The organism is Helicobacter kayseriensis (assembly GCF_021300655.1).
GTDB classification, from domain to species: domain Bacteria; phylum Campylobacterota; class Campylobacteria; order Campylobacterales; family Helicobacteraceae; genus Helicobacter_G; species Helicobacter_G kayseriensis.
In genome coordinates this window covers 118,044-137,920 of sequence record NZ_JAJTNB010000001.1, presented here as the reverse complement: position 1 = coordinate 137,920, position 19,877 = coordinate 118,044, and the positions used below count along the sequence as shown (strand labels likewise).

19 protein-coding genes are annotated in these 19,877 nt (G+C 37.4%); 9 read left to right on the top strand and 10 right to left on the bottom strand.

Going from position 1 to position 19,877, the window contains the following annotated elements:
- Nucleotides 1-20 precede the first annotated feature (20 nt).
- Genes LW137_RS00685 through LW137_RS00655 form a run of 7 tightly spaced genes read left to right on the top strand, consistent with a single transcriptional unit; the run spans nt 21 to nt 6,230 of the window.
- Complete coding sequence (locus LW137_RS00685) at nt 21-437, top strand: N-acetyltransferase (RefSeq protein ID WP_233032758.1); 417 nt, start codon at nt 21-23, stop codon at nt 435-437.
- Nucleotides 404-865 (top strand): hypothetical protein, encoded by a 462-nt coding sequence (locus LW137_RS00680; RefSeq protein ID WP_233032506.1) that lies wholly within the window; start codon nt 404-406, stop codon nt 863-865. The genes LW137_RS00685 and LW137_RS00680 overlap by 34 nt, the downstream gene beginning before the upstream one ends.
- 31 nt (nt 866-896) lie before the next feature.
- Complete coding sequence (mrdA, locus tag LW137_RS00675; protein WP_346344779.1) at nt 897-2,642, top strand: penicillin-binding protein 2; 1,746 nt, start codon at nt 897-899, stop codon at nt 2,640-2,642.
- Nucleotides 2,642-3,640 (top strand): UDP-N-acetylglucosamine 4,6-dehydratase (inverting), encoded by a 999-nt coding sequence (gene pseB / locus LW137_RS00670; protein ID WP_233032504.1) that lies wholly within the window; start codon nt 2,642-2,644, stop codon nt 3,638-3,640. The genes mrdA and pseB overlap by 1 nt, the downstream gene beginning before the upstream one ends.
- A complete protein-coding gene (coaBC, locus tag LW137_RS00665) occupies nt 3,637-4,812 on the top strand; it encodes a bifunctional phosphopantothenoylcysteine decarboxylase/phosphopantothenate--cysteine ligase CoaBC (RefSeq protein WP_233032503.1) in 1,176 nt (391 codons plus the stop codon). Before pseB ends, coaBC begins: the two co-directional genes overlap by 4 nt.
- Nucleotides 4,809-5,528 (top strand): hypothetical protein, encoded by a 720-nt coding sequence (locus LW137_RS00660; protein WP_233032502.1) that lies wholly within the window; start codon nt 4,809-4,811, stop codon nt 5,526-5,528. The genes coaBC and LW137_RS00660 overlap by 4 nt, the downstream gene beginning before the upstream one ends.
- A 9-nt stretch (nt 5,529-5,537) precedes the next feature.
- Nucleotides 5,538-6,230 (top strand): di-trans,poly-cis-decaprenylcistransferase, encoded by a 693-nt coding sequence (locus tag LW137_RS00655; RefSeq protein ID WP_283092218.1) that lies wholly within the window; start codon nt 5,538-5,540, stop codon nt 6,228-6,230.
- Nucleotides 6,231-6,234: 4 nt separating this feature from the next.
- Here the strand turns inward: LW137_RS00655 and LW137_RS00650 are convergent, their stop codons facing one another.
- From LW137_RS00650 to ccoG, 9 genes are read right to left on the bottom strand one after another with little or no spacing between them, the layout of a single operon-like run.
- The gene (locus tag LW137_RS00650; RefSeq protein ID WP_233032501.1) at nt 6,235-7,929 is read right to left on the bottom strand and encodes an ABC transporter ATP-binding protein/permease; all 1,695 of its coding nucleotides are present in this window, start codon (nt 7,927-7,929) and stop codon (nt 6,235-6,237) included.
- Nucleotides 7,926-8,495, bottom strand: coding sequence for an acyltransferase (locus LW137_RS00645; RefSeq protein WP_233032500.1), 570 nt, complete (start codon nt 8,493-8,495; stop codon nt 7,926-7,928). Before LW137_RS00645 ends, LW137_RS00650 begins: the two co-directional genes overlap by 4 nt.
- Complete coding sequence (locus LW137_RS00640; protein ID WP_233032499.1) at nt 8,473-9,441, bottom strand: Gfo/Idh/MocA family oxidoreductase; 969 nt, start codon at nt 9,439-9,441, stop codon at nt 8,473-8,475. Before LW137_RS00640 ends, LW137_RS00645 begins: the two co-directional genes overlap by 23 nt.
- Nucleotides 9,442-9,451: 10 nt before the next feature.
- Nucleotides 9,452-10,492 (bottom strand): GDP-L-fucose synthase family protein, encoded by a 1,041-nt coding sequence (locus LW137_RS00635; RefSeq protein WP_233032498.1) that lies wholly within the window; start codon nt 10,490-10,492, stop codon nt 9,452-9,454.
- Between the two features lie 10 nt (nt 10,493-10,502).
- Nucleotides 10,503-11,615 (bottom strand): GDP-mannose 4,6-dehydratase, encoded by a 1,113-nt coding sequence (gene gmd / locus LW137_RS00630; RefSeq protein ID WP_233032497.1) that lies wholly within the window; start codon nt 11,613-11,615, stop codon nt 10,503-10,505.
- Nucleotides 11,612-12,460, bottom strand: a complete 849-nt coding sequence (locus LW137_RS00625; protein ID WP_233032496.1) for a DNA ligase — start codon at nt 12,458-12,460, stop codon at nt 11,612-11,614. Before LW137_RS00625 ends, gmd begins: the two co-directional genes overlap by 4 nt.
- A complete protein-coding gene (locus tag LW137_RS00620) occupies nt 12,441-13,832 on the bottom strand; it encodes a mannose-1-phosphate guanylyltransferase/mannose-6-phosphate isomerase (RefSeq protein ID WP_233032495.1) in 1,392 nt (463 codons plus the stop codon). Before LW137_RS00620 ends, LW137_RS00625 begins: the two co-directional genes overlap by 20 nt.
- 2 nt (nt 13,833-13,834) lie before the next feature.
- Complete coding sequence (locus tag LW137_RS00615; RefSeq protein ID WP_233032494.1) at nt 13,835-14,542, bottom strand: FkbM family methyltransferase; 708 nt, start codon at nt 14,540-14,542, stop codon at nt 13,835-13,837.
- Entirely contained in the window at nt 14,542-15,876 is a 1,335-nt protein-coding gene (gene ccoG, locus LW137_RS00610; protein WP_233032493.1) for a cytochrome c oxidase accessory protein CcoG, read from the bottom strand. Before ccoG ends, LW137_RS00615 begins: the two co-directional genes overlap by 1 nt.
- Before the next feature lie 65 nt (nt 15,877-15,941).
- Here ccoG and LW137_RS00605 point away from each other — a divergent pair, with 65 nt between their 5' ends.
- Together LW137_RS00605 and LW137_RS00600 are read left to right on the top strand one after the other, a co-directional pair.
- On the top strand, nt 15,942-17,003 hold the full coding sequence (locus tag LW137_RS00605) for an autotransporter outer membrane beta-barrel domain-containing protein (protein WP_233032492.1): 1,062 nt from the start codon (nt 15,942-15,944) through the stop codon (nt 17,001-17,003).
- Nucleotides 17,000-17,971, top strand: a complete 972-nt coding sequence (locus LW137_RS00600; protein ID WP_233032491.1) for a hypothetical protein — start codon at nt 17,000-17,002, stop codon at nt 17,969-17,971. Before LW137_RS00605 ends, LW137_RS00600 begins: the two co-directional genes overlap by 4 nt.
- 39 nt (nt 17,972-18,010) lie before the next feature.
- Here the strand turns inward: LW137_RS00600 and LW137_RS00595 are convergent, their stop codons facing one another.
- Complete coding sequence (locus LW137_RS00595; protein ID WP_233032490.1) at nt 18,011-19,762, bottom strand: sodium:solute symporter family transporter; 1,752 nt, start codon at nt 19,760-19,762, stop codon at nt 18,011-18,013.
- Nucleotides 19,763-19,877: the final 115 nt, after the last annotated feature.

The window sequence follows — 19,877 nt, the reverse complement described above, 5'->3', positions numbered from 1 at the left end:
AATTAAAAGATGTACAGCAAATGCTTGCATTAGTTGAGCCAGAAGTTCAAAAAGGTAATATTCTTCCTAGAAGTGAAGAAGAAATGGCCAATACAATTAGATCTTATGTTGTTGCTAGAGATGGTGAGCGTATTGTCGGATTTTGCGCACTTTATATTTATACTCAAGAACTTGCCGAAGTGCGTAGCTTGATTGTCGATGAGCAATATCATAATAGAGGCATTGGAAAGGAGCTTGTAAGGCATATTGAACAAGAGGGGAGGGCATTGGGCATACAAACTCTTCTTGTTTTGACTTACAAAGAGCATTTTTTCCAAAAATTAGGTTTTTATACAATCCAAAAGAGTGAGATTCCCAATCACAAAATATGGACAGATTGCATTAAATGCAAGCATTTTCCGCAATGCAACGAAGTGGCACTTTTAAAATCTTTATAAAACTCCTTGCTTTTGGATGTTTTGTTGTCTATATCGCTTTGACGAATATCTATGCCATTTTGCCTCCTTTGTTAGGTCTTTTGTTTTTGGCCTTTTGTTTTTATCTTAAGAGGGGGGAATATGCACAATTTTTATTGGTTTTATTGTGCTTGTTTTGGATAGAGTTTGAAAAGAATTTGGGTTTTAGTGGATTGTTTTTTTATTTTTTATTGTCTTATCTTTTGTTTTATTTGCCAATGTTGCATTTTTTCTCTCATGTAATTTGGATCAAGATTTTTTGTGTTTTTATGATCTATCTTGGGTTTGGTATTTTGTATTTTTTATTTTTATCCTCAGAAGCAATTGACTGGAAAGAGCTTTTGGGGTTGTTGAGTGGATATATTTTGATTGAAGGGTTATTGGTTTGGTTGTATGAGCTTAAGGATTAAAATTTTTATTTGTGCATGTATAGGAATTTGTTTGATTTTGATTCTAAGAATGTATTTTTTAAGTATCAAGTCAAATGTTTATTTTGAAAAAATTGCACAACGCAATACCGAAAAAAATGAGATACTTGCACCAACTCGTGGGCAAATTTTTGATCGCAATGGAGAGCTTTTAGCAACCAATGAGTTAGGTTTTTCTGTCGCGATTAATCCATTTTTGCGCACAGAAAAGACACTTCAAAAGGCACTTGAGTTTTTGGTTTCTTATTTTCCCAAAACAACTCTTAATGAGCTTCAAAAGGAGTATGAAGCTGGGTATTCTCCTTATAATCATTCTCCAATTGTTGTAATTCCTTTTGTCCCCTATGAGGAGATGCAAAAAATTTATTCTCGTCTTATTCAAAACCCAAACATTGTCATCTCCCCTGGCATTAAGCGTTTATATCCCCAAAAGATGCTTGCTTCACATATTATTGGATATGTTGGATCTGCCAATGCAGATGATGTGCAAAAAAATCTAGTTGCAAAATACACAAAGATTGTGGGAAGGCTAGGATTAGAGGAGAAATACAATCATTTCTTGCAAGGTGAATTGGGGAGTAAAAAAACAAAGGTTAATGCATTTAATAAAGAAGTTGATCTTTTGTTGGAAGAACCTGTCAAAAATGGAGAAGATTTGACTACAAGTTTAGATGTAAGGATTCAAAAAATCTTAGATCAACAATTTGTGGGAAAAAATGGATCAGCTATTGTGATGGATGTTCATAATGGAGAAATTTTAGCCGCAGGTAGTTATCCAGAATATGATCTCAACGACTTTGTGGGGGGGATTCCGCATAAAAAGTGGAAAGCTCTTATTGATGATCCCCATAAGCCCCTTTTGAATAAGTTCTCTGCTAGTGCTTATCCTCCAGGATCGGTTGTTAAGATGGGGATTGCTCTTAGTTTTTTAGAGCATGCAGGAATTGATGAGAAAACATTGATTGATACGCCAGCTTATGTTGAGTTGGGGGGCAGAAAGTTTCGGGATTGGAAGATTGGCGGACATGGGAAATCTGATATGATCAAAGCAATCAAGGAGAGTGTGGATGTTTATTTTTATCTCCTTTCTCAAAAAGTAGGTGTTGAAAATATTGCTCAATCACTAAAAAAGATGGGGTTTGGAGAAAAAACAGGGATTGATCTTCTTGGTGAAAAAAGTGGGATTATGCCTACACCTGAGTGGAAAATGCGTCAATATGGCGAGCAATGGTTTGTGGGAGATACGATCAATATTTCTATTGGTCAAGGTGCTTTTTTGGCAACGCCTATTCAGATTGCTCGATATACAGCTCTTTTGGCTAGTGGAATGCTTCCAGTTCCACATTTTTTGACCCAAAAGGGTGGAGAAAAAGTTATCTATCAAACTCAAAATGTTCTTACCCCAATTCAGAAGCAGAAACTTCCAGCAATTGCACTTGGAATGTATCAAGTTTGCAATTCCCCAGGAGGGACAGCATATCGCTATACAAAAGATGCTAAGGTGAAGTTTGCTTGCAAAACAGGAACTGCTCAAGTTGTGGGAATTCCTCAAGAAATCAAAAAGAGAATCAAAGAGGAAGATATGGGCTATTTTCACCGATCGCATGGTTGGATTACAGCCTTTGTTCCTTATAGAAATCCAAAGTATGCAATTACTATTTTTGTTGAACATGGGGGTGGAAGTGGAGCAGCAAGTCCAATTTTGGTTAATATTGTCAATCAAATGTTTGATATGGGATATTTTAAGGAAGTGAAGTGATGTTTGATGGAAAAACGATTCTAATTACAGGGGGGACTGGGAGTTTTGGAAAGGCTTTTGTCTCACAAGTTCTCCAAAACTATAACCCCAAAAAAATTATCATTTATAGCCGAGATGAACTTAAGCAATATGAGATGGAAAAAGAGCTCAATGATCGAAAGAGGATGCGATTTTTCATAGGTGATGTGCGAGATGCGAATCGATTAAAAACTGCAATGGAGGGAGTGGATATTTGTATTCATGCAGCTGCGCTTAAGCATGTTCCTATTGCAGAATACAATCCTATTGAATGCATTAAGACAAATATTAATGGTGCAATCAATGTGATTGATAGTGCTTTGGTTTGTGGAGTGGAATATGTGCTTGCTTTGAGCACAGATAAGGCTGCAAGTCCTATTAATCTTTATGGGGCCACAAAGTTGTGCTCGGATAAATTGTTTGTAAGTGCAAATAATATACGCGGAAAGAAGAAGAGCAAATTTTGTGTTGTGCGTTATGGTAATGTTGTTGGCTCAAGAGGGAGTGTTGTGCCATTTTTTAGGCAGTTGATCTCTGAGGGTGCTAAATCTCTACCAATTACAGATGAGAGAATGAGTAGATTTTGGATTACACTCCAAGAGGGTGTTGAGTTTGTGATCCAAAGCCTTAAAAGAATGCATGGAGGTGAGATTTTTATCCCCAAGATTCCGAGTATGAAAATTGCTGATTTGGCTTATGCTCTTGCACCAAATTTACCCATAAAGATTATTGGTATCCGCCCTGGAGAGAAACTTCATGAGGTAATGATTTCAAAAGATGATTCACATTTGACAATTGAGTTTGAAAAGTTTTTTATTTTAGAGCCAAGTATTAGCTTTCAAACCCCGATTGATTACACGCAGACACGTTTAGGCGAAAAGGGTGTAAGGGTAGAGAGTGGCTTTGAATATAGTAGTGATACTAACTCTCAATGGCTAAGTCCTGAGGGATTGCTTGAGATGATTGGAGTGGAGCAGTGATCAAGGGGAAAAACTTCTTGCTTTGTGTGAGTGGGGGGATTGCAGTTTATAAATCTCTTGAGCTTGTTCGGTTTTTGAAAAAAAGAGGAGCAAATGTCAAAGTTACTATGAGCCCCAATGCTTTGAAATTTGTGTCTACTTTGAGCTTTGAGGCATTAAGTGAGAATCCTGTTTTGGTAGAGGGAAGTGAAGATTGGGGGAGGGGAATGACACATATTGCTTATGCAACTTGGGCAGATGTGTGTATTTTGGCTCCAGCGACGATTAACTCTCTGACAAAATTTGCTTATGGGATGGCTGATAATGTGATGCTTAGCACAATGCTTGCTTGTTCTGCGCCAATGATTTTAGCTCCTGCTGCCAATACACAGATGTATTGTTCTCCGCAGGCTCAAGAGGCCATCAAAAAGCTTGAAGAAAGAGGATGTAAGATTGTTAAACCTAGAGAGGATTTGCTAGCTTGTGGAGTGTTTGGCATAGGCGCACTTAGTGAGATTGAAGAAATTGCGTTTGCAGCAATCAAAGAAGTGTGTCAAGAAAAATTTTGGAATAAAAAAAAGGTTATTGTAAGTGGGGGAGGAAGTCGTGAGGGAATTGATGAGGTGAGATGTATCACAAATTATTCTAGTGGTTTGCAAGCAAGCTATTTTGCTTTGGCTTTATTTCTGCTAGGGGCTGATGTGGTCTTTGTGAGTTCATCTAAGCCTATTTTTCTGCCAAAGGAGATTGTTTATCAAAGCGTTGAGAGTACGCAAGAATTTTATGAGGCAATTTGTTTGCACTCAAAGGGGGCTGAGTATTATTTTGGTATTGCAGCCTTAAGTGATTTTGTTCCTAAAGATAAAAGAGCTGGAAAGATTAAAAAAACAGAGGGGTTAGAGGTCGAGTTTGTAGAGAATATAGATATCCTTAAATCTTTAAAAGGAATCAAAAAAATAGGATTTAAGGCAGAGAAAGATATCTCTCAAGCAAGGTTCTATGCACAAAATATGCTAAAAGAAAAAGGGTGTGAGTTTGTGTGCTTAAATATTTTAGGAGAGGAAAATCATTTTGGCTCATCACAAAATGCAATCTCACTCATTGGTCAAGAGGGGATTTATGAATTTGAAATGAGCGATAAATTTGATCTTGCTTTGATGGTTTTAAGAAAAATTGCTCAAATTTCTTCATGATTGATAAGCTTTTACAGATTCAAAAATTTAATCTTCTTTCTTCTAAAAAACTCAATCACTTCAATGCAACCTTGCCTATTTTGATTGAGGTTCTTAAAAAAACAAAAACCAATCACTATCTTTTAATGGTGGGAAATAAAACCCTTGAAACAAAAAGCCTCAAAACACTTGAAGTGGGAGGGAAGTATTTTGCTCTTATGAAGCCTTTGAGTACAGGGGGGATTATGCTAACTTCACTTAAATCTGAGCCAAAGATTCCTAAAGCCCCTTTTGGGTTTGACTTTGAGGAATTTAAAAAGAACTTTTTGGATATCTCCAAAATTGATCAATTGCAAGAATATGCTTTAGATAAAATTTCACAGGCACAAAATAAAGAAGATTTTTTGAGTTGGGGATTTTTTCTACTTGGAATACAAAGAAAGATTTTGAGTTTTTGGATCGATCAAGATTCCAAGAAAACTTTTTGTCAAATCAAGATGCAAAAAAGAGAATTGGTTTTTTATGCGTTATTTCCTCATCTTGGAGAGTTGAATGGAAGACTTTATCAAAATCAGGGAATTACTCTTGAGCTATGCGTAGGCTATGAAAGTGTTGCATCTTTTTTGCAGGAGCATCAAAAGTTGCTTGAGGGTATTGATCGTTTAGATATACGCATAGACCAGAGGATCTCTCCCTTGTTTTTGCCTTCAGAGCAATTGTTGGATTTGAAGATTTAAGGAGCTATTTTGCAGAAATTAAAGCATTTGGCAATTATTATGGATGGCAATGGGAGGTGGGCTCAAAGTCGAGGTGAAAAAAGGGTAGAGGGGCATAAAGTTGGTGTCAATGTTGTTAGAGAAATTACGACTTGGTGTGCTCAAAATGCCGTGACGACACTGACTCTCTATGCATTCTCAACTGAGAATTGGAAGCGTCCAAAATATGAAGTTGATTTTTTGATGAAAATGCTTAAAAATTATCTTGATAGAGAGTTAGAGACTTATCAGAAAAACAATATTCGATTTTTTGCTATTGGTGATCTTGATGTGTTTTCTTCTCCTTTGAAGGAAAAGATTTTGGAAGTGCAGGAAAAAACAAGTTCAAATACAGCACTCAATCAAGTTTTGGCTCTAAATTATGGGGCAAGAAATGAAATTAGCCGTGCGATTTTAAAGAATAAACAAAAGATATTAGAACTCAATCAATCTTTGGAGATTGAGCGATTAATCGAGAGTTCTCTTGATACCCAAGAATTTTCAGATGTGGATTTGTTGATACGCACAGGAGGAGAGCAACGTTTGTCAAACTTTTTGCTTTGGCAATGTTCTTATGCAGAATTGTTTTTTACCCCTACATTATGGCCTGATTTTGGCGTATCAGAGCTTGAAGCAATTATTCAAGATTTTTATACGCGTCATCGTAGATTTGGAGGCTTATAAGAGACTAGATGGGGCGAATGGTGATTTTTCTATCACATCGCTCTATTGTGCTTAAACGATGAGCGATGACAAGAAGAGTCTTGTCTTTGCTGAGCTCATAAATTTCATCCATGATTTGAGCTTCTGTTTCGTTATCTAGGGCACTTGTTGCTTCATCTAAGACTAAGATTTCAGGATTGTCATAGATTGCTCTTGCAATTCCGATGCGTTGTTTTTGTCCTCCACTGAGCTTGATTCCACCATCTCCTACTTTTGTATCAATTCCTTCGTGTGCTTCAAGAAAATCATAAATCTTTGCAATTTTGCAGGCTTTGATAATGCGCTCTTGATCAAAATCTGATCCAAAGGCAATGTTTTCTCCAACACTCCCATCAAAAAGGTAGATACTTTGTGGGATATAGCCAAATTTCTTTCTCCAAGACTTAATGTTATCTTGCGTTAGCTTGACCTCATCGATAAAAATCTCACCATGTGTAGGGGTATAAAATCCAGAAATAATATCTACAAGCGTGCTTTTTCCTGCTCCACTTGGTCCAACAAAGGCTACTTTTTCACCTTTTTGAATTGTTAGGTTGAGATTGGAGATAATGTTTTTTTGTTCTAAATAAGCAAAAGAAATATTTTTTAGGCAAATGGTTTGTGTGAAGGCAATAGGCTCTTTTCCTTCAGCATTTGGAATATCTTTGAGTTCATCATAAACAACCTCAAGAGATTTGCGATAGAACTTCATTAAATTGAGATTATCAAGGATTTTATTGACTGAGGGCAATACTTTATAAAGGGCAAGTGCGTACATGGAGATAATGGGCAAAACTGCACTGGCATCTTCATAGCGATAAAGAATATAGGCGACACATGCAATCAAGATGCAAAATCCAATTGTCTCCAATAGGTTTTTTGGCATTCCCATCAGGGTTTGAGAGATGATTTCGACTTTTGCACGATTGTAGCCTTGATTTAAAAAGGCATTTTCGAGTTCTTGTTGAGAATCTTTGATTTTGATGAGTTTGAAGTTTCCAAGAGTGCTTGAGAGGAGCTTAAGAAAGCCTCCTTCAATAGCGACTTTTTGCTCTCCTTTTTTGCTTAGAGTTTTAGAGATTGTTTTGGTGATTAATAAAACCTTGCTGATAAGCAAAACAGTGAGCACAAGAGTCATTTTCCAGCTAATGATTAGCAAGATGCTGTATAAAAAGGCAATGGTGAAAAATTCAGAATAAAGCAAGAGAAAAGATCGGATATAAGATGAGGTATGAAGGGTATCATTGAGTATATTGCGTCTTAAAAGGTCGGAATTTTTATTGACAAAATCAGCATAGTTCAATCGCAGAAGTTTTTGAAAAGCACGGAAAGCCAAATCGTGGTATTTGCGAAAAGCAAAGAGATTGATTGTGTAGTTATAAAATACATTATAGATTGAACGAAAGAGATAAAACACAATCAAAGCTCCACTAAAGACAAACATAAAAGTTTGAGTGTTTGAGAAATTAAAGAAGTGATAAACCATTGAGCCATACGGGTTGTTAAGAAGCATGGAGGGATTAGAGGCAAAAGTGATAAAGGGCATAATGATTCCCACACCAATGGTTTCTATAATCGAAAGCAAAACAGTCATAAAAACCAATAAAATCAGTGTGATTTTATCCTTGCGTGTTGTTAAGAATCTAAGTCGAGCAAAATCACTGATTTGTTGTTTTTTCATTCTCTAATCTCCTTGATCTCTCCATCAATTTCCATATAGAGTGTTTGATCATAGCTATCTTGAGCTTTTCCTTCCAAAAAGATCATTTTCTTTCCAGCCTTATCGACCCAACCCACTTGTTTGGCTGGATTTCCAACCATCAATGCAAAAGGCTTGACATCTTTGGTCACAACACTTCCTGCTCCAATGAGTGCATATTCTCCAATCTTGATTCCACATAAAATTGTTGCATTGGCTCCAATTGAGCACCCCTTTTGAAGAAGTGTAGATTTAAATTCATGTTTGCGTTCAATAAAGCTTCTTGGATTGATAACATTTGTAAAAACAACACTTGGTCCAATAAAGACATCATCTTCGCAAGTCACACCTTCATAAATGCTGACATTATTTTGTATCTTGACTTGATTGCCAATTCTAACCCGCGGCCCGATGGAGCAGTTTTGCCCAATAACGCAATTACATCCAATGTATGAAGATTCTAAGATGTGGCAAAAATGCCAGATTTTACTCTTTGAGCCGATTTGACAGTCTTTGTCGATAATGCTACTTGGATGAATAAAGGGCATTGTTTTCTTTCAAAAAGGGATGTAACATATCGCCACAAATAGGTTCTAAAAAGCGAATCTTATAGGTAAGATCAATTGAAGCTTTTGCCTCAATAGCTCTAAAACCTTGACCTTGCATAATATTCTTATAGCTTTCTGTATGAAGGTCTGTAAATCCATCACTAAACTCAAATTCATTTTCATCAATTTGGAGAGAGCGAAAGGTGGGTTTATTGTTTGCAATAGCAATTGGAGGAAGAGTTTGGGAATCAACACTTAAAAACCACTTGACACGCGCATGCTGGAGCTCCAAAAATCCAGCTTTAGTTTGGGGGGTGGAATGATGAACTTGGACTTCTTTATATTCTCCAAAAATCCATTGCAACATATCAAAGAAATGGATTCCAATATTGCTTGCAATCCCTCCACTTTTGCTTTCATCACCTTTCCAGCTAATAAAATACCACTTTCCTCTGCTTGTAATATAAGTCAGAGTAAGATCAAAGATTTTGTTTGGATTTTTGGCAAGCTCAGATTGCACCTTTTCTTTGAGGGCAATGATTTTTGGATGTAGGCGTAATTGTAAAATAGTGTAAATATGCCTTTGATGCTCTCTTTCAAGCTCTAAAAGTGCATCAAGATTCCAAGGAGTGAGCACGAGGGGTTTTTCACAGATAGCATGAGCCCCATTTCTTAGGGCTAGACGCATATGTGCATCGTGCAAGTAATTGGGAGAGCAGATGCTAAGATAATGTATCCCCGATTTTTCTCTTTTGAGTTTTTCAATATGGCGATCAAAGCGTTCAAATTCTGTAAAAAAGTGTGCTTGTGGAAAGTAGCTATCAATGATTCCGACACTGTCGTGGATATCAAGAGCACATACTACTTCTCCCCCGCATTCTTTGATGGCTTTGAGGTGACGAGGTGCGACAAATCCCCCAACTCCAGTGATTGCAAATCGTTTCATTTTTTCTCCTTTAGATTCTTTTGTGAGAATGAGTGAGATAGTGTTGATAAACTTGGATTATTCCTTCTTTGAGTGAAATGCTTGGTTTCCATCCAAGCGCACGAATCTTGGAAGAATCAAGAAGTTTTTGCATTGTTCCATCAGGCTTGCTTTGATCAAACGCAATTTTTCCTTTAAACCCTATGATTTCTTTGATCAAGTAGGCTAGATCTTTGATTGAGATATCTTCTCCATAGCCAATATTGAGATGTGTATTTTTGATTTGTGTTTGTTCTTTGATAAGGTCTGAAAAATTGATATTTTGCATAATGTGAATGCAGGCTTTTGCCATATCTTGTGAGTGCAAGAATTCTCTTCGTGGCTTGCCACTTCCCCAAATCTCAACTTTGTCTTGAAAGATTCCATATTGGGCCAATTGCTTTGGATCTCCAAAATCTTTCCAAATCTCTTCTTCTTGATTTTGCTGAAGAAGTTTGGCAAGATGGAATTTGCGTAAAAGAGCGGGCAAAACATGGGATCCTTGAAGCTCAAATTGATCATTCTCACCGTAAAGATTGGTAGGCATCACAGAAAGAAAATTGGTGTGATATTGGAGATTGAAAGATTCGCACATTTTTAGGCCTGCAATTTTGGCAATCGCATAAGGCTCATTTGTGTATTCCAATTCACTTGTTAAAAGAGCATCTTCGCGTATAGGTTGAGGAGAATGTTTGGGGTAAATACAGCTAGAGCCCAAAAAAAGAAGTTTTTTGACATTGGCTTGAAATGCGTGAAAAAGAATCGCATTTTGCATCATAAGATTTTCATAAATAAAATCAGCTCTATAGGTATTGTTAGCCAAGATACCGCCCACCTTTGCTGCACAAAAAAAGACATAATCAATTTTTTCGGATTTAAAAAACTCTCCCACCTTTGCAAAATCACATAAATCTAGATCTGATCTGTGGCGTGTGATGATTTGGTTGTAGCCTTGTTTTTGAAGCTCTTGCAGGATTGCCGAACCTACAAGCCCTCGATGTCCAGCGACAAAAATTTTTGAATCTTTTTGCATCTTTGTCTCTTTATTCAAAATATCTCATGATTTTGTGCCCACCTTGCTTGAGATATTGATCTTTTTGCATAAGCTCCAAATCAGATTTCATCATATCCTCAACAATCATTTGAAGATTATATTCTGGAGACCATCCTAGCTCTCTTTTGGCTTTGCTTGGATCCCCAAGAAGGAAATCAACTTCTGTTGGGCGGAAATATTTGGGAGAAACAGCGACGACCTCTTTTCCAATAGGAAGCTGGAAACGAGGATTGAGACAAGAAGCGATATATCCCTTTTCTTCCAATCCTAATCCTTTAAACGCAACCTCAATACCCAAATATGCAAAAGCCATCTTGACAAAATCTCTTACTTCTGTGCTAATGCCTGTTGCAATACAAAAATCTTGAGGTTGCTCTTGTTGCAAAATCAGCCACATTGCTTTGACATAATCTTTGGCATGCCCCCAATCACGCTTGGCTGAAAGATTTCCTAGGTAGAGTTTGTCTTGTAGGCCTAGTGCGATCTTGCTTACAGCGCGTGTAATTTTTCGTGTGACAAAGGTTTCTCCACGAATAGGGCTTTCGTGATTGAAAAGGATTCCATTGCAGGCAAAGAGATTGTAAGCTTCGCGATAATTGACTGTAATCCAGTAAGAATAGAGTTTTGCACAAGCATAAGGAGATCGTGGATAAAAAGGGGTTTTTTCATTTTGTGGAGTTTCTTGGACAAGACCATAAAGTTCACTTGTTGAAGCCTGATAGATTTTTGTTTTTTTCTCCAATCCTAAGATTCTAATGGCTTCTAAAAGTCTGAGAGTTCCTATTCCATCGGCATTGGCGACATATTCTGGCTCTTCAAAGCTCACAGCAACATGACTCATTGCAGCAAGATTGTAGATCTCATCAGGTTGCACTTCTTGAATGATGCGGATGAGGTTGGTGCTATCTGTAAGATCCCCGTGATGAAGATAAAACCGCACATCGCCCTCGTGAGGATCTTGATAGAGATGATCGATCCTGTCTGTATTGAAAAGTGAGCTTCTGCGCTTGATTCCATGTACTTCATAGCCCTTTTTGAGCAAAAATTCTGCAAGATATGCTCCATCTTGTCCTGTAATCCCAGTAATAAGGGCTTTTTTCATGGTTTTTCCTTTAGGTTGATGTCAGTTCGAATCCTCAAGAAGGTTGGAAATCTTGGATTGCCTTTTTGAGTTAGTCCAAAAAATTTGTAAGTGATGATTGTACCAATTGGAGGAGGATCTTTGCGGAACTTTTCATCCATTCCGCTACCAATCTTGATGATTTTTTCATTGTCTTGACATAGAAAAGATCCCATCATTTCTTGTAATTTCCCATTTCCTTTGATGTATTGAATGATTTTGCATTCTCGATCTTGATAGGATTTGAGCTTCATTGAATCTTTTTTGCGTCCTGTGTAATAAGGTGTTGTTTTATTGCGCACAACAATCCCTTCTCCTCCAAGTTTTGTAATTTCTTGAAGTGTTTGTTGAAGCTCTTTCAGGCTTGTAACTTGGGTTTGCGGAATGATGCGAATAAAAGGAGAGGAGTGCAATGAAAGATAATCTTGCAAAACTTGAAGTCGTTCCAGAAGCCCTCCTGTTTGATGGGGTACTTCAAAAATATAAAACTTAAGTTCTCTCCATCGCGATGAGTCTTGCTTACTTTGAGTGATTGAGAGGATTTTTTCAAACTCTCCCCTTTTGCTCCAGAGCTCCCCATCAATAGGGAAGGGTGGAAAATTTTGGATAAAAAAGATTGGAGGATTGAGTTTTTTGCCACTGCGACTATAAAGTGCTTGCCCATCCCAATAAGCTCGCACGCCATCAAGTTTTTCACTCCAAAGATAGTTTTGAGGATTTTCTTCAATCAGGCGTGGATTAAAATGATCTAGAAGCAGGATTTCTTTTGCCCAGCAAAAACTGAAGCAAAAGATGAGAAAAAATGATTTAAGCACGATGGTAATCATCCTCAAGCCTTATGATGTCATCTTCACCGACATATTCACCTACTTGTACTTCAATCATTACTAAATCAAGCTTTCCATTGTTGCTTAATCGATGAGGAGAACCCATAGGGATATAAGTTGATTCATTGCTTTGGAGAAAGAGCTCTTGATCTCCAATCTGAACGCAGGCAGACCCACTGATGACGATCCAATGCTCATTGCGATGAAAGTGCTTTTGAAGACTTAGGCGTTTTTGGGGTTTGACGATGATTTTTTTGATTTTGTAGTTTTGTCCTTCTTCTAAAACTTCATAGCTTCCCCAAGGACGATGAACGAGGGGGTGAAAGTCTAGAAGTTTGTCTCCCTCAAGTTTTTGGACGATTTCTTTGACTTCTTGCGTGCGTCCTTTTTGTGCAATCAGAAGAGAATCTTTTGTATCAATCACAACTAAAGATTCTATGCCGATCAGAGAAATGGGCTTGCGCGAGAGGATGAAGTTATCTTTAGAATCTTTAAAGAGGTGAGATGAGTTTGATGAATGATTTGTGTGATTTTGAATTTCTGTATCTTGAAATTCTTCTGCCAAACTATCAAAGCTTCCCACATCATTCCATCCAAAGTCTCCTTGGACCATACAAATTTTTTGTGTTTTTTCCATAAGAGCATAGTCAATGCTGATTTTTTGGATCTTATCCATTCCTTTGAGCCAAATAAAATTATGCTCCTTTTGTGAGTGAAAGAGAGCTGTTTGGCACTGATTTAAAAGATCGGGAATATGTGTTTGACATTCTTTCAGGAAGTCTTTGGCCATAAAGCAAAACATCCCACTATTCCAAAAATACCCTCCATGCTCTAAAAATTCTTTTGCTTTGAGGGTGTTGGGTTTTTCACAAAATTCTAAAACTCGATGATCTTTGGCGTGAATGTAGCCATATCCTGTATGTGCAGAAGTGGGCAAGATCCCAAAGGTAACGATATTCCCAAGTTGGGCAAACTCTTTTGCTTTTTGAATGCTTTGAAGAAAAGAGTGAGAATCTTTAATGAGGTGATCGCTTGGAAGGATGAGAATAAGGTCAGATTCATTACAAGTTAAAGCACTTAAAATGATTGCAGCAGCACTATCCCTTGGAGAATCTTCAAGTAAAAAAGATGAAATGGGGATATTGATTTGCTGACTTTGTTCTTGAGCTAAAAAATAGTGCTGTGTATTGGTGATGAGATTGATCTCGCCTTCTTCGTGTAATTCTTCCAAAAGGAGCTTGGATCGCTTGAGCGTTTTTTGAAAGAGTGTTTCATCTGGAAAGAGTGGGGCAAATTGTTTGGGAAGGGACTTTCTGGAGATGGGCCAAAGTCGTGTGCCTGACCCTCCACATAAAATAAAAATTTTAAGCATTGCTATTCCTTTTGATCCGCAAAGAAAAGTGTATTAAAAGTTTTTGCAAAAAGTTTGTAATGATGGGAGGAAAGATAAAGATATAAGGGAGAGGTGAGAATCTTTTCATAATCCCCCCCCCCTAGAGCTTCTACAAGCAAATATTTTGGACGATAGGTATCCCAATCATTAGATTGCAAAACTTCAAGATCTAGACCTTCTACATCAATGCTCATAAAATCAATTTTTTGTCCTTGGGGGAGATATTGCTGAAGGATCTCTGCAAGAGAGGTGATTTGCATCGAATAGGTTTTAAGGAGTTTGAAGTGGGGATTTTTTTGCACCTTTGCTGCAATATTGGGATTGAAAGTATTGAGGGCTGGCTCATTAAAAGAAAAATATTCAAGCGTTTCTCCACTTTTTCCAACAGGGATTTCAAGATTGGTATCCCTAGGTCTAAAACGCTTAAAAAGCTTCATAGAATTGGGCATTGCATCGATATTGATCCCTTTCCATCCGCGTTTATAAAATAAAAAAGTATTTGAAAATCTAAAGGGGTGGTGTGCGCCAATATCGACATAAAAGCCATCTTTTTGTTGTTCAAAGATTCTGCGAAGGAGTAAATCTTCTCCCTCTTGAGAGTAGGATTTGGTCGCATAAAGAGCAAAAAGATTTTTGCAATGGATATAAGAACTTTTGAGAAAAGGGATTTTTTTGAGAATGTGTTTCATTATTTTTCCTTTGGATAGATAAAGACATTTGATTTTTGGATAGAGAGCGATGGATCTTGTTGGCTAGAAATTTGGATTGTGATAGGAATGGATTGATCTTTGGATGCCAAAAGAGATTTCCCTGCGTATTTCAAAATGAGCACAAAGCGTCTTTTTTGATGAGCGTTTATGGTGATTCCCTGCTGAGGACGCAAGATTTGAATCTCTGGATGATTGATTGAGATTTGAAGGGTTTGTTTCACGGGAGTTAGATTCTCAACTAGCAGTGTATATTCATTTGTGATGCTTTGATTGGAGTGGATGGTGTAGAGAGATCCTGATCGTGTGATGTTTAATAAAAGATCATCTTTCTTCTCTCCCATAAAAAAAGCCATCAAAATAGCTAATGTCAAAATGAGGCTATAGCCGATTGTCTTGGCACGCCAATAGCGAATCTTTGATTTGTGATTGATGGCATTAGAACTGCTCCATTGAACCAAGCTTGGCTTATTGAATTTTCCCATCACTGAGGTGCAGGCATCAACGCATTCTAAGCAATTAATGCACTCAAGCTGCATTCCTGCACGGATATCAATATGAGTAGGGCAGACTCTGACGCATTTTTGACATTCAATGCATTCTGCATCGCTATCACGCTTTTTGAGAGGTGTGGGGATCTTTTCTTTTTGTGTATCAAAAATCGCTCCACCACGCTTTTCATCATAAATCACGCTTCGCGTATCATCATCAAAAAGCACGCTTTGCACTCTGCTATAAGGACAAACATAAATACAAAAATTTTCTTTCAAAACAACAATATCAAATGTGAAAAAGCTACCAATTCCAATCCAGAAGCCAAGCAAAACAAGGTGATTGGCAGGATCTAATAAATAGCTAAAAAAATCATAAGGTGGAACAAAATAAAAAAGCAAAACAGCGCTTGCGCTAAAGCAAAAAAGAGTGATTAAAAAAATAGAGAGGCATTTTTTGATCTTGGCTTGAAGGGTGGAGAGATCTTGAGGAAGTTGTTTGTTTGTTATTTTGTTGAGTTTGAGAATCTTCCCTTCAATAAGATCGCGAAAGATCACGCGAAAAATCGTTTGGGGGCATCCCCATCCACACCAAAAACGCCCCAAGAGTGTGGTGATAAAAAAGATTCCAACAAAAAGAATGATGAGTAAAAATGGCATCACATAAAGTTCTTGTGTGCTGAAAACAGAACCAAAAAGGTGGAGCTCTTTATGATCAAAAGAAAGAAGAAAGATTTGATTTTGATTGATTTGGATGAAAGGAAGCAAGCTGACAATGACTGTAATTCCGATGTAAGCCAAATAGCGTTTAAGACGATATTGCATAAAAGCTCCTTGGAATAAATATACTTGGATAGAATTATATATTAGCTTTAAGGGATTGATGAGAATTGAGAAAAAGAGTTTTAAGCCTTATTTGTGTTTGTGGTTTTTTGCAGGCGGAGATGCCTTATGCATCTATCCAAAGTCTCGCATCTATTTTTTATTCTCATTTTGATTCTTTTAAGATTCATTCAAGACCTTTGTTTGCTCGCAGTGGAGAATTGAGGGTAAATACACTCAATAATGGCGTTTGGGTCAATGAAGAATTTGGATTTTTGGGGCATCGTGAAGTAGGTGATGCACTTAAAACAAAGGATTTTTATAATAATCTTAGCTTGGGTGTAGATACCTCAGTGGAGCTACCTAAGGCAAGTTTGTATCTTGGGGGGATGGTTGATATAGTTGCTGGAACCTCTAGCTCTTTTTTGTATCAGGGGAGCAGGGGAAATTATGCCCTAGGTGCATATTTGACATATTTTCACACCTCTCAATTTTTTGTAGATGTGCATATGAAATATTTTTATGCAACTCAAAATGTTATTTTTCAAAATTCATCTTTAAGTGATTCAGTATATGGTGGTGGAAATAGTAATTTTTATCTGGGAGTTAATATTGGTCAGAGACTAAGCACTTCTTTTTCTCCTTTTTTGCCAACTTTTTATTTTCTAGAGCCTAGTGTGAGCTTTGAGACTGGGTATTTGCCTGCAGAAAAAGCAACGCTTAGGGATGGAATCAGTGGAGAGATGGAGGGGTTTGCTCCACTTGGGGTAAAAGCATCTCTTGCCTTTGGAAGAGAGTGGAATGAAGAGTTTAGAGGAAGTATTAAAGGAGGGGTAGCACTTGAATATGACCATCAAATCAATGGAAAGATTATTTTGAGCGATGGAGGGATTTCAGATCCTATCAAGCTAGATAAACGGAATGATTTTAGAGTAGGGTTTTTTGTTGAGGCGGATTTTATTCTCAACCCTCATTTTAGATTTTTTTTCCGATCCAATAGCACATTTTCTGGCAAAATCAATACTCTTTATGCTATGAATTTGGGGATGCGTTTTAGTTTTGGAAAAGTTTCTCAGCACAAACTGCATTCCCAAGAAAATATCGATTGGTATCAAGAGAGATTGCAGTGAAAAAAGTCATTACCTTAGGATTGTTTGGTATTACCTCATTGTTTTCTCAAACGCTTTTTAATACCCATGCCAAAGTTTTTTCTTATGAACAGAATCTTCAGCGAAAACATATTGATCAAATGCGTTTTGATTCTGATTATGCGTGGAGGGGATGGGGGTTTTTAAATCTTGGAGTGAGAAATAATTTTATTGGAGAGACAGAAAGCGCGATTGATGCACTTCCTCAGATTGGTTTTGATCGATCTTATCCACTATCTAATGGCGAATTGCTTATGGGGGTTGATTTAAATGGAGGAGGTGGTAGACTTGCTGGTGGAGAAAATGTGGCAAGTTTTGCTGGATATGGATTGGGGGGTTATATGCTTTATCGCACACAATCAGAGTGTTATTTGTCTCTTTCTTTTAAGATGGCACAAATTTTCCAAAATATTTATAACCAGTGGATTTATAACACAATGTGGCTTTTTGATCTAGGTGTAGGGAAAAGATTTAATTTTGAATGGGGGTATTTTATTGAAACCAATATGCATTTTGGAATGGGGGTCATTTCTGATTCTCATCTAAAATTTATGCAAGATGGTGAGAGGATCAAGCTAGATTCTCAAAGTAATCTTCCTTTCAATTTTTTGGGTGTTTTTTCTATTGGTAAGCAAATTGGAAAGCATCAAGTCAAAACAAGTATTTCGCCAAAACTTGATATTTATGCCAAAGGAAAAATCTTTGAAGAAACAGCGCGAGCTTTACGGATTGATAAACCAAAAGCGCACTTTGATCTTTTGCTCTCGATTACTTATGATATGAAGATTAGGGATAATGCCCACTTTTTTACATATGCTGATTTTCATTCTCTTCAATTTGAAATGATGATGGGAGCAGGGATTAGGGTGGAGTTTGGAGAAAACAAATATACCCCCTTGAAGTATCCAAAAATTAAACTCAATAAGCTAAAAAAGACCTATCTCAAGTGACAACTTCTAAGCCTTTTATATCACCCCCCCCCCTCTTTTTTAGTTTGATTTGCAATAAGAAAGCATTGTTTCAAATGCCTTTTTGCTTCCCTCTCTTACAGGTTGAAGTAGGCTGACAAAGACAATCAAAATACTTGCGATCATAAATCCAGGAACAATCTCATAAATTGGGAAATAAGAAAAAAGAAAATTTTTATAAATCACAACGCCACAGGCTCCGCCAACCATACCAGCAATCGCTCCAGCCCTTGTCATTCTTGACCAAAAAAGAGAGAACAAAATCACGCTTCCAAAGCTTGCTCCAAAACCAGCCCACGCATAAGAAACAATCGATAAAACACTTGAGTTTTTATCAATTGAAAGCATAAAGGCGATCAAAGAGACAGCTAAGACAGAAAGACGACTAATAAGCATAATCAAAGATTGAGGTGCTTCTTTGTTGAAGATTTTATAATAAAAATCTTGAGCGACTGTTGAACTAGAGACTAGAAGCTGTGAGCTTGCTGTGCTCATAATAGCAGCCAAAAGGGCACTTAGCAGAATCCCTGCAATCCATGGATTAAAAAGAGTTTGACTCATCACAATAAAAACCTTTTCGGGATCTTGAAGAGTGAGCGAAAACTCATTGACATATGCAATGGCAAAAAGTCCAATACTGCAAGCTGAAATTAGACTCACACTCATCCAGCCAATCCCAATTTTTGTCGCAAAGGGAATCTCTTTGATCGATCGAATAGACATAAAGCGAACCAAAATATGGGGTTGCCCAAAATACCCCAACCCCCATGCAAGAGCAGAAATAAGGCCTATCCATGATAGATGGCTTGAAAAATCTAGTCTATTGGGAGCTGCGATGGGGGATTGTTGGATTTGCTCTAGTACTTGAATGATGTTTTTTATAGCCTCAGAAGATGGGGCACTTAAGGCTTTTTGTTGATATTCTTCAAGAGAGGTTGCTAGGGTGAGTGCAGGGATTCCATTAAGAGTTGTATCTTTTGTTTGTTGAAGGGAATGGATAAATGGCGTGAGTTTGGGAAGAGATTCTTGAGGAGAGGATTGCAGGAGATGAATGATTTGGGGGATTTGCTTTTGCTCTTCTAAGAGCATGATTTTGGCTTGATCAGATTTTTGGATATATGTTTTTATTTTAGAGATTCCTCCTAGTGTGTTAAGCATCACAAGACTTAAGACAATTAGTGCACTCATCATCAAAATCCCCTGAATCATATCAGTCCAGCATACTGCTTTATAACCTCCCAAAAAGGTATAAGCGACGATAATGATTGTTCCAATTGTGAGGGCATACTCATATTGCAACCCAAAAGTTGCCTCAAATAGTTTGGCCCCTCCTACAAGCCCACTAGAAATATAAAGAGTAAAAAAAACAAGAATGACAATCGCACTAAGTAATCTCAAGATGCGTGTATCATCACTAAATCGCGTTTCAAAATAATCAGGAATTGTGATGCAATCTCCAACTGTGCTTGTGTAGATTCTAAGTCGCTTAGCAACAAAAAGCCAATTAATCGTCGCTCCGATTGTAAGGCCAATCGCGACATAAAACTCACTCAATCCACTAAGATATAAAGCCCCAGGAAGCCCTAATAAAAGCCAAGCGCTCATATCAGAAGCCCCAGCAGAGAGAGCAGAAACGACAGGGCCTACCGATCGACCTCCCAAAAAATAATCTTGAGCTGTTTTGTTTTGTTTGAAGAAATAGATTCCAATCCCAATCATAAACACAGAATATCCTATAAAGCTGATTAGAATGGGAAGATAGATTGTCATCATTGTCTCCTTAAGCGATCTTTGATTGTCTAAATTTGATATTGATAAACAGAAGATGTAATGAAATAATAAGATAATTCAAGGCTTCTATGCATAAAGGGTTGTTTTTCTGAGTTGT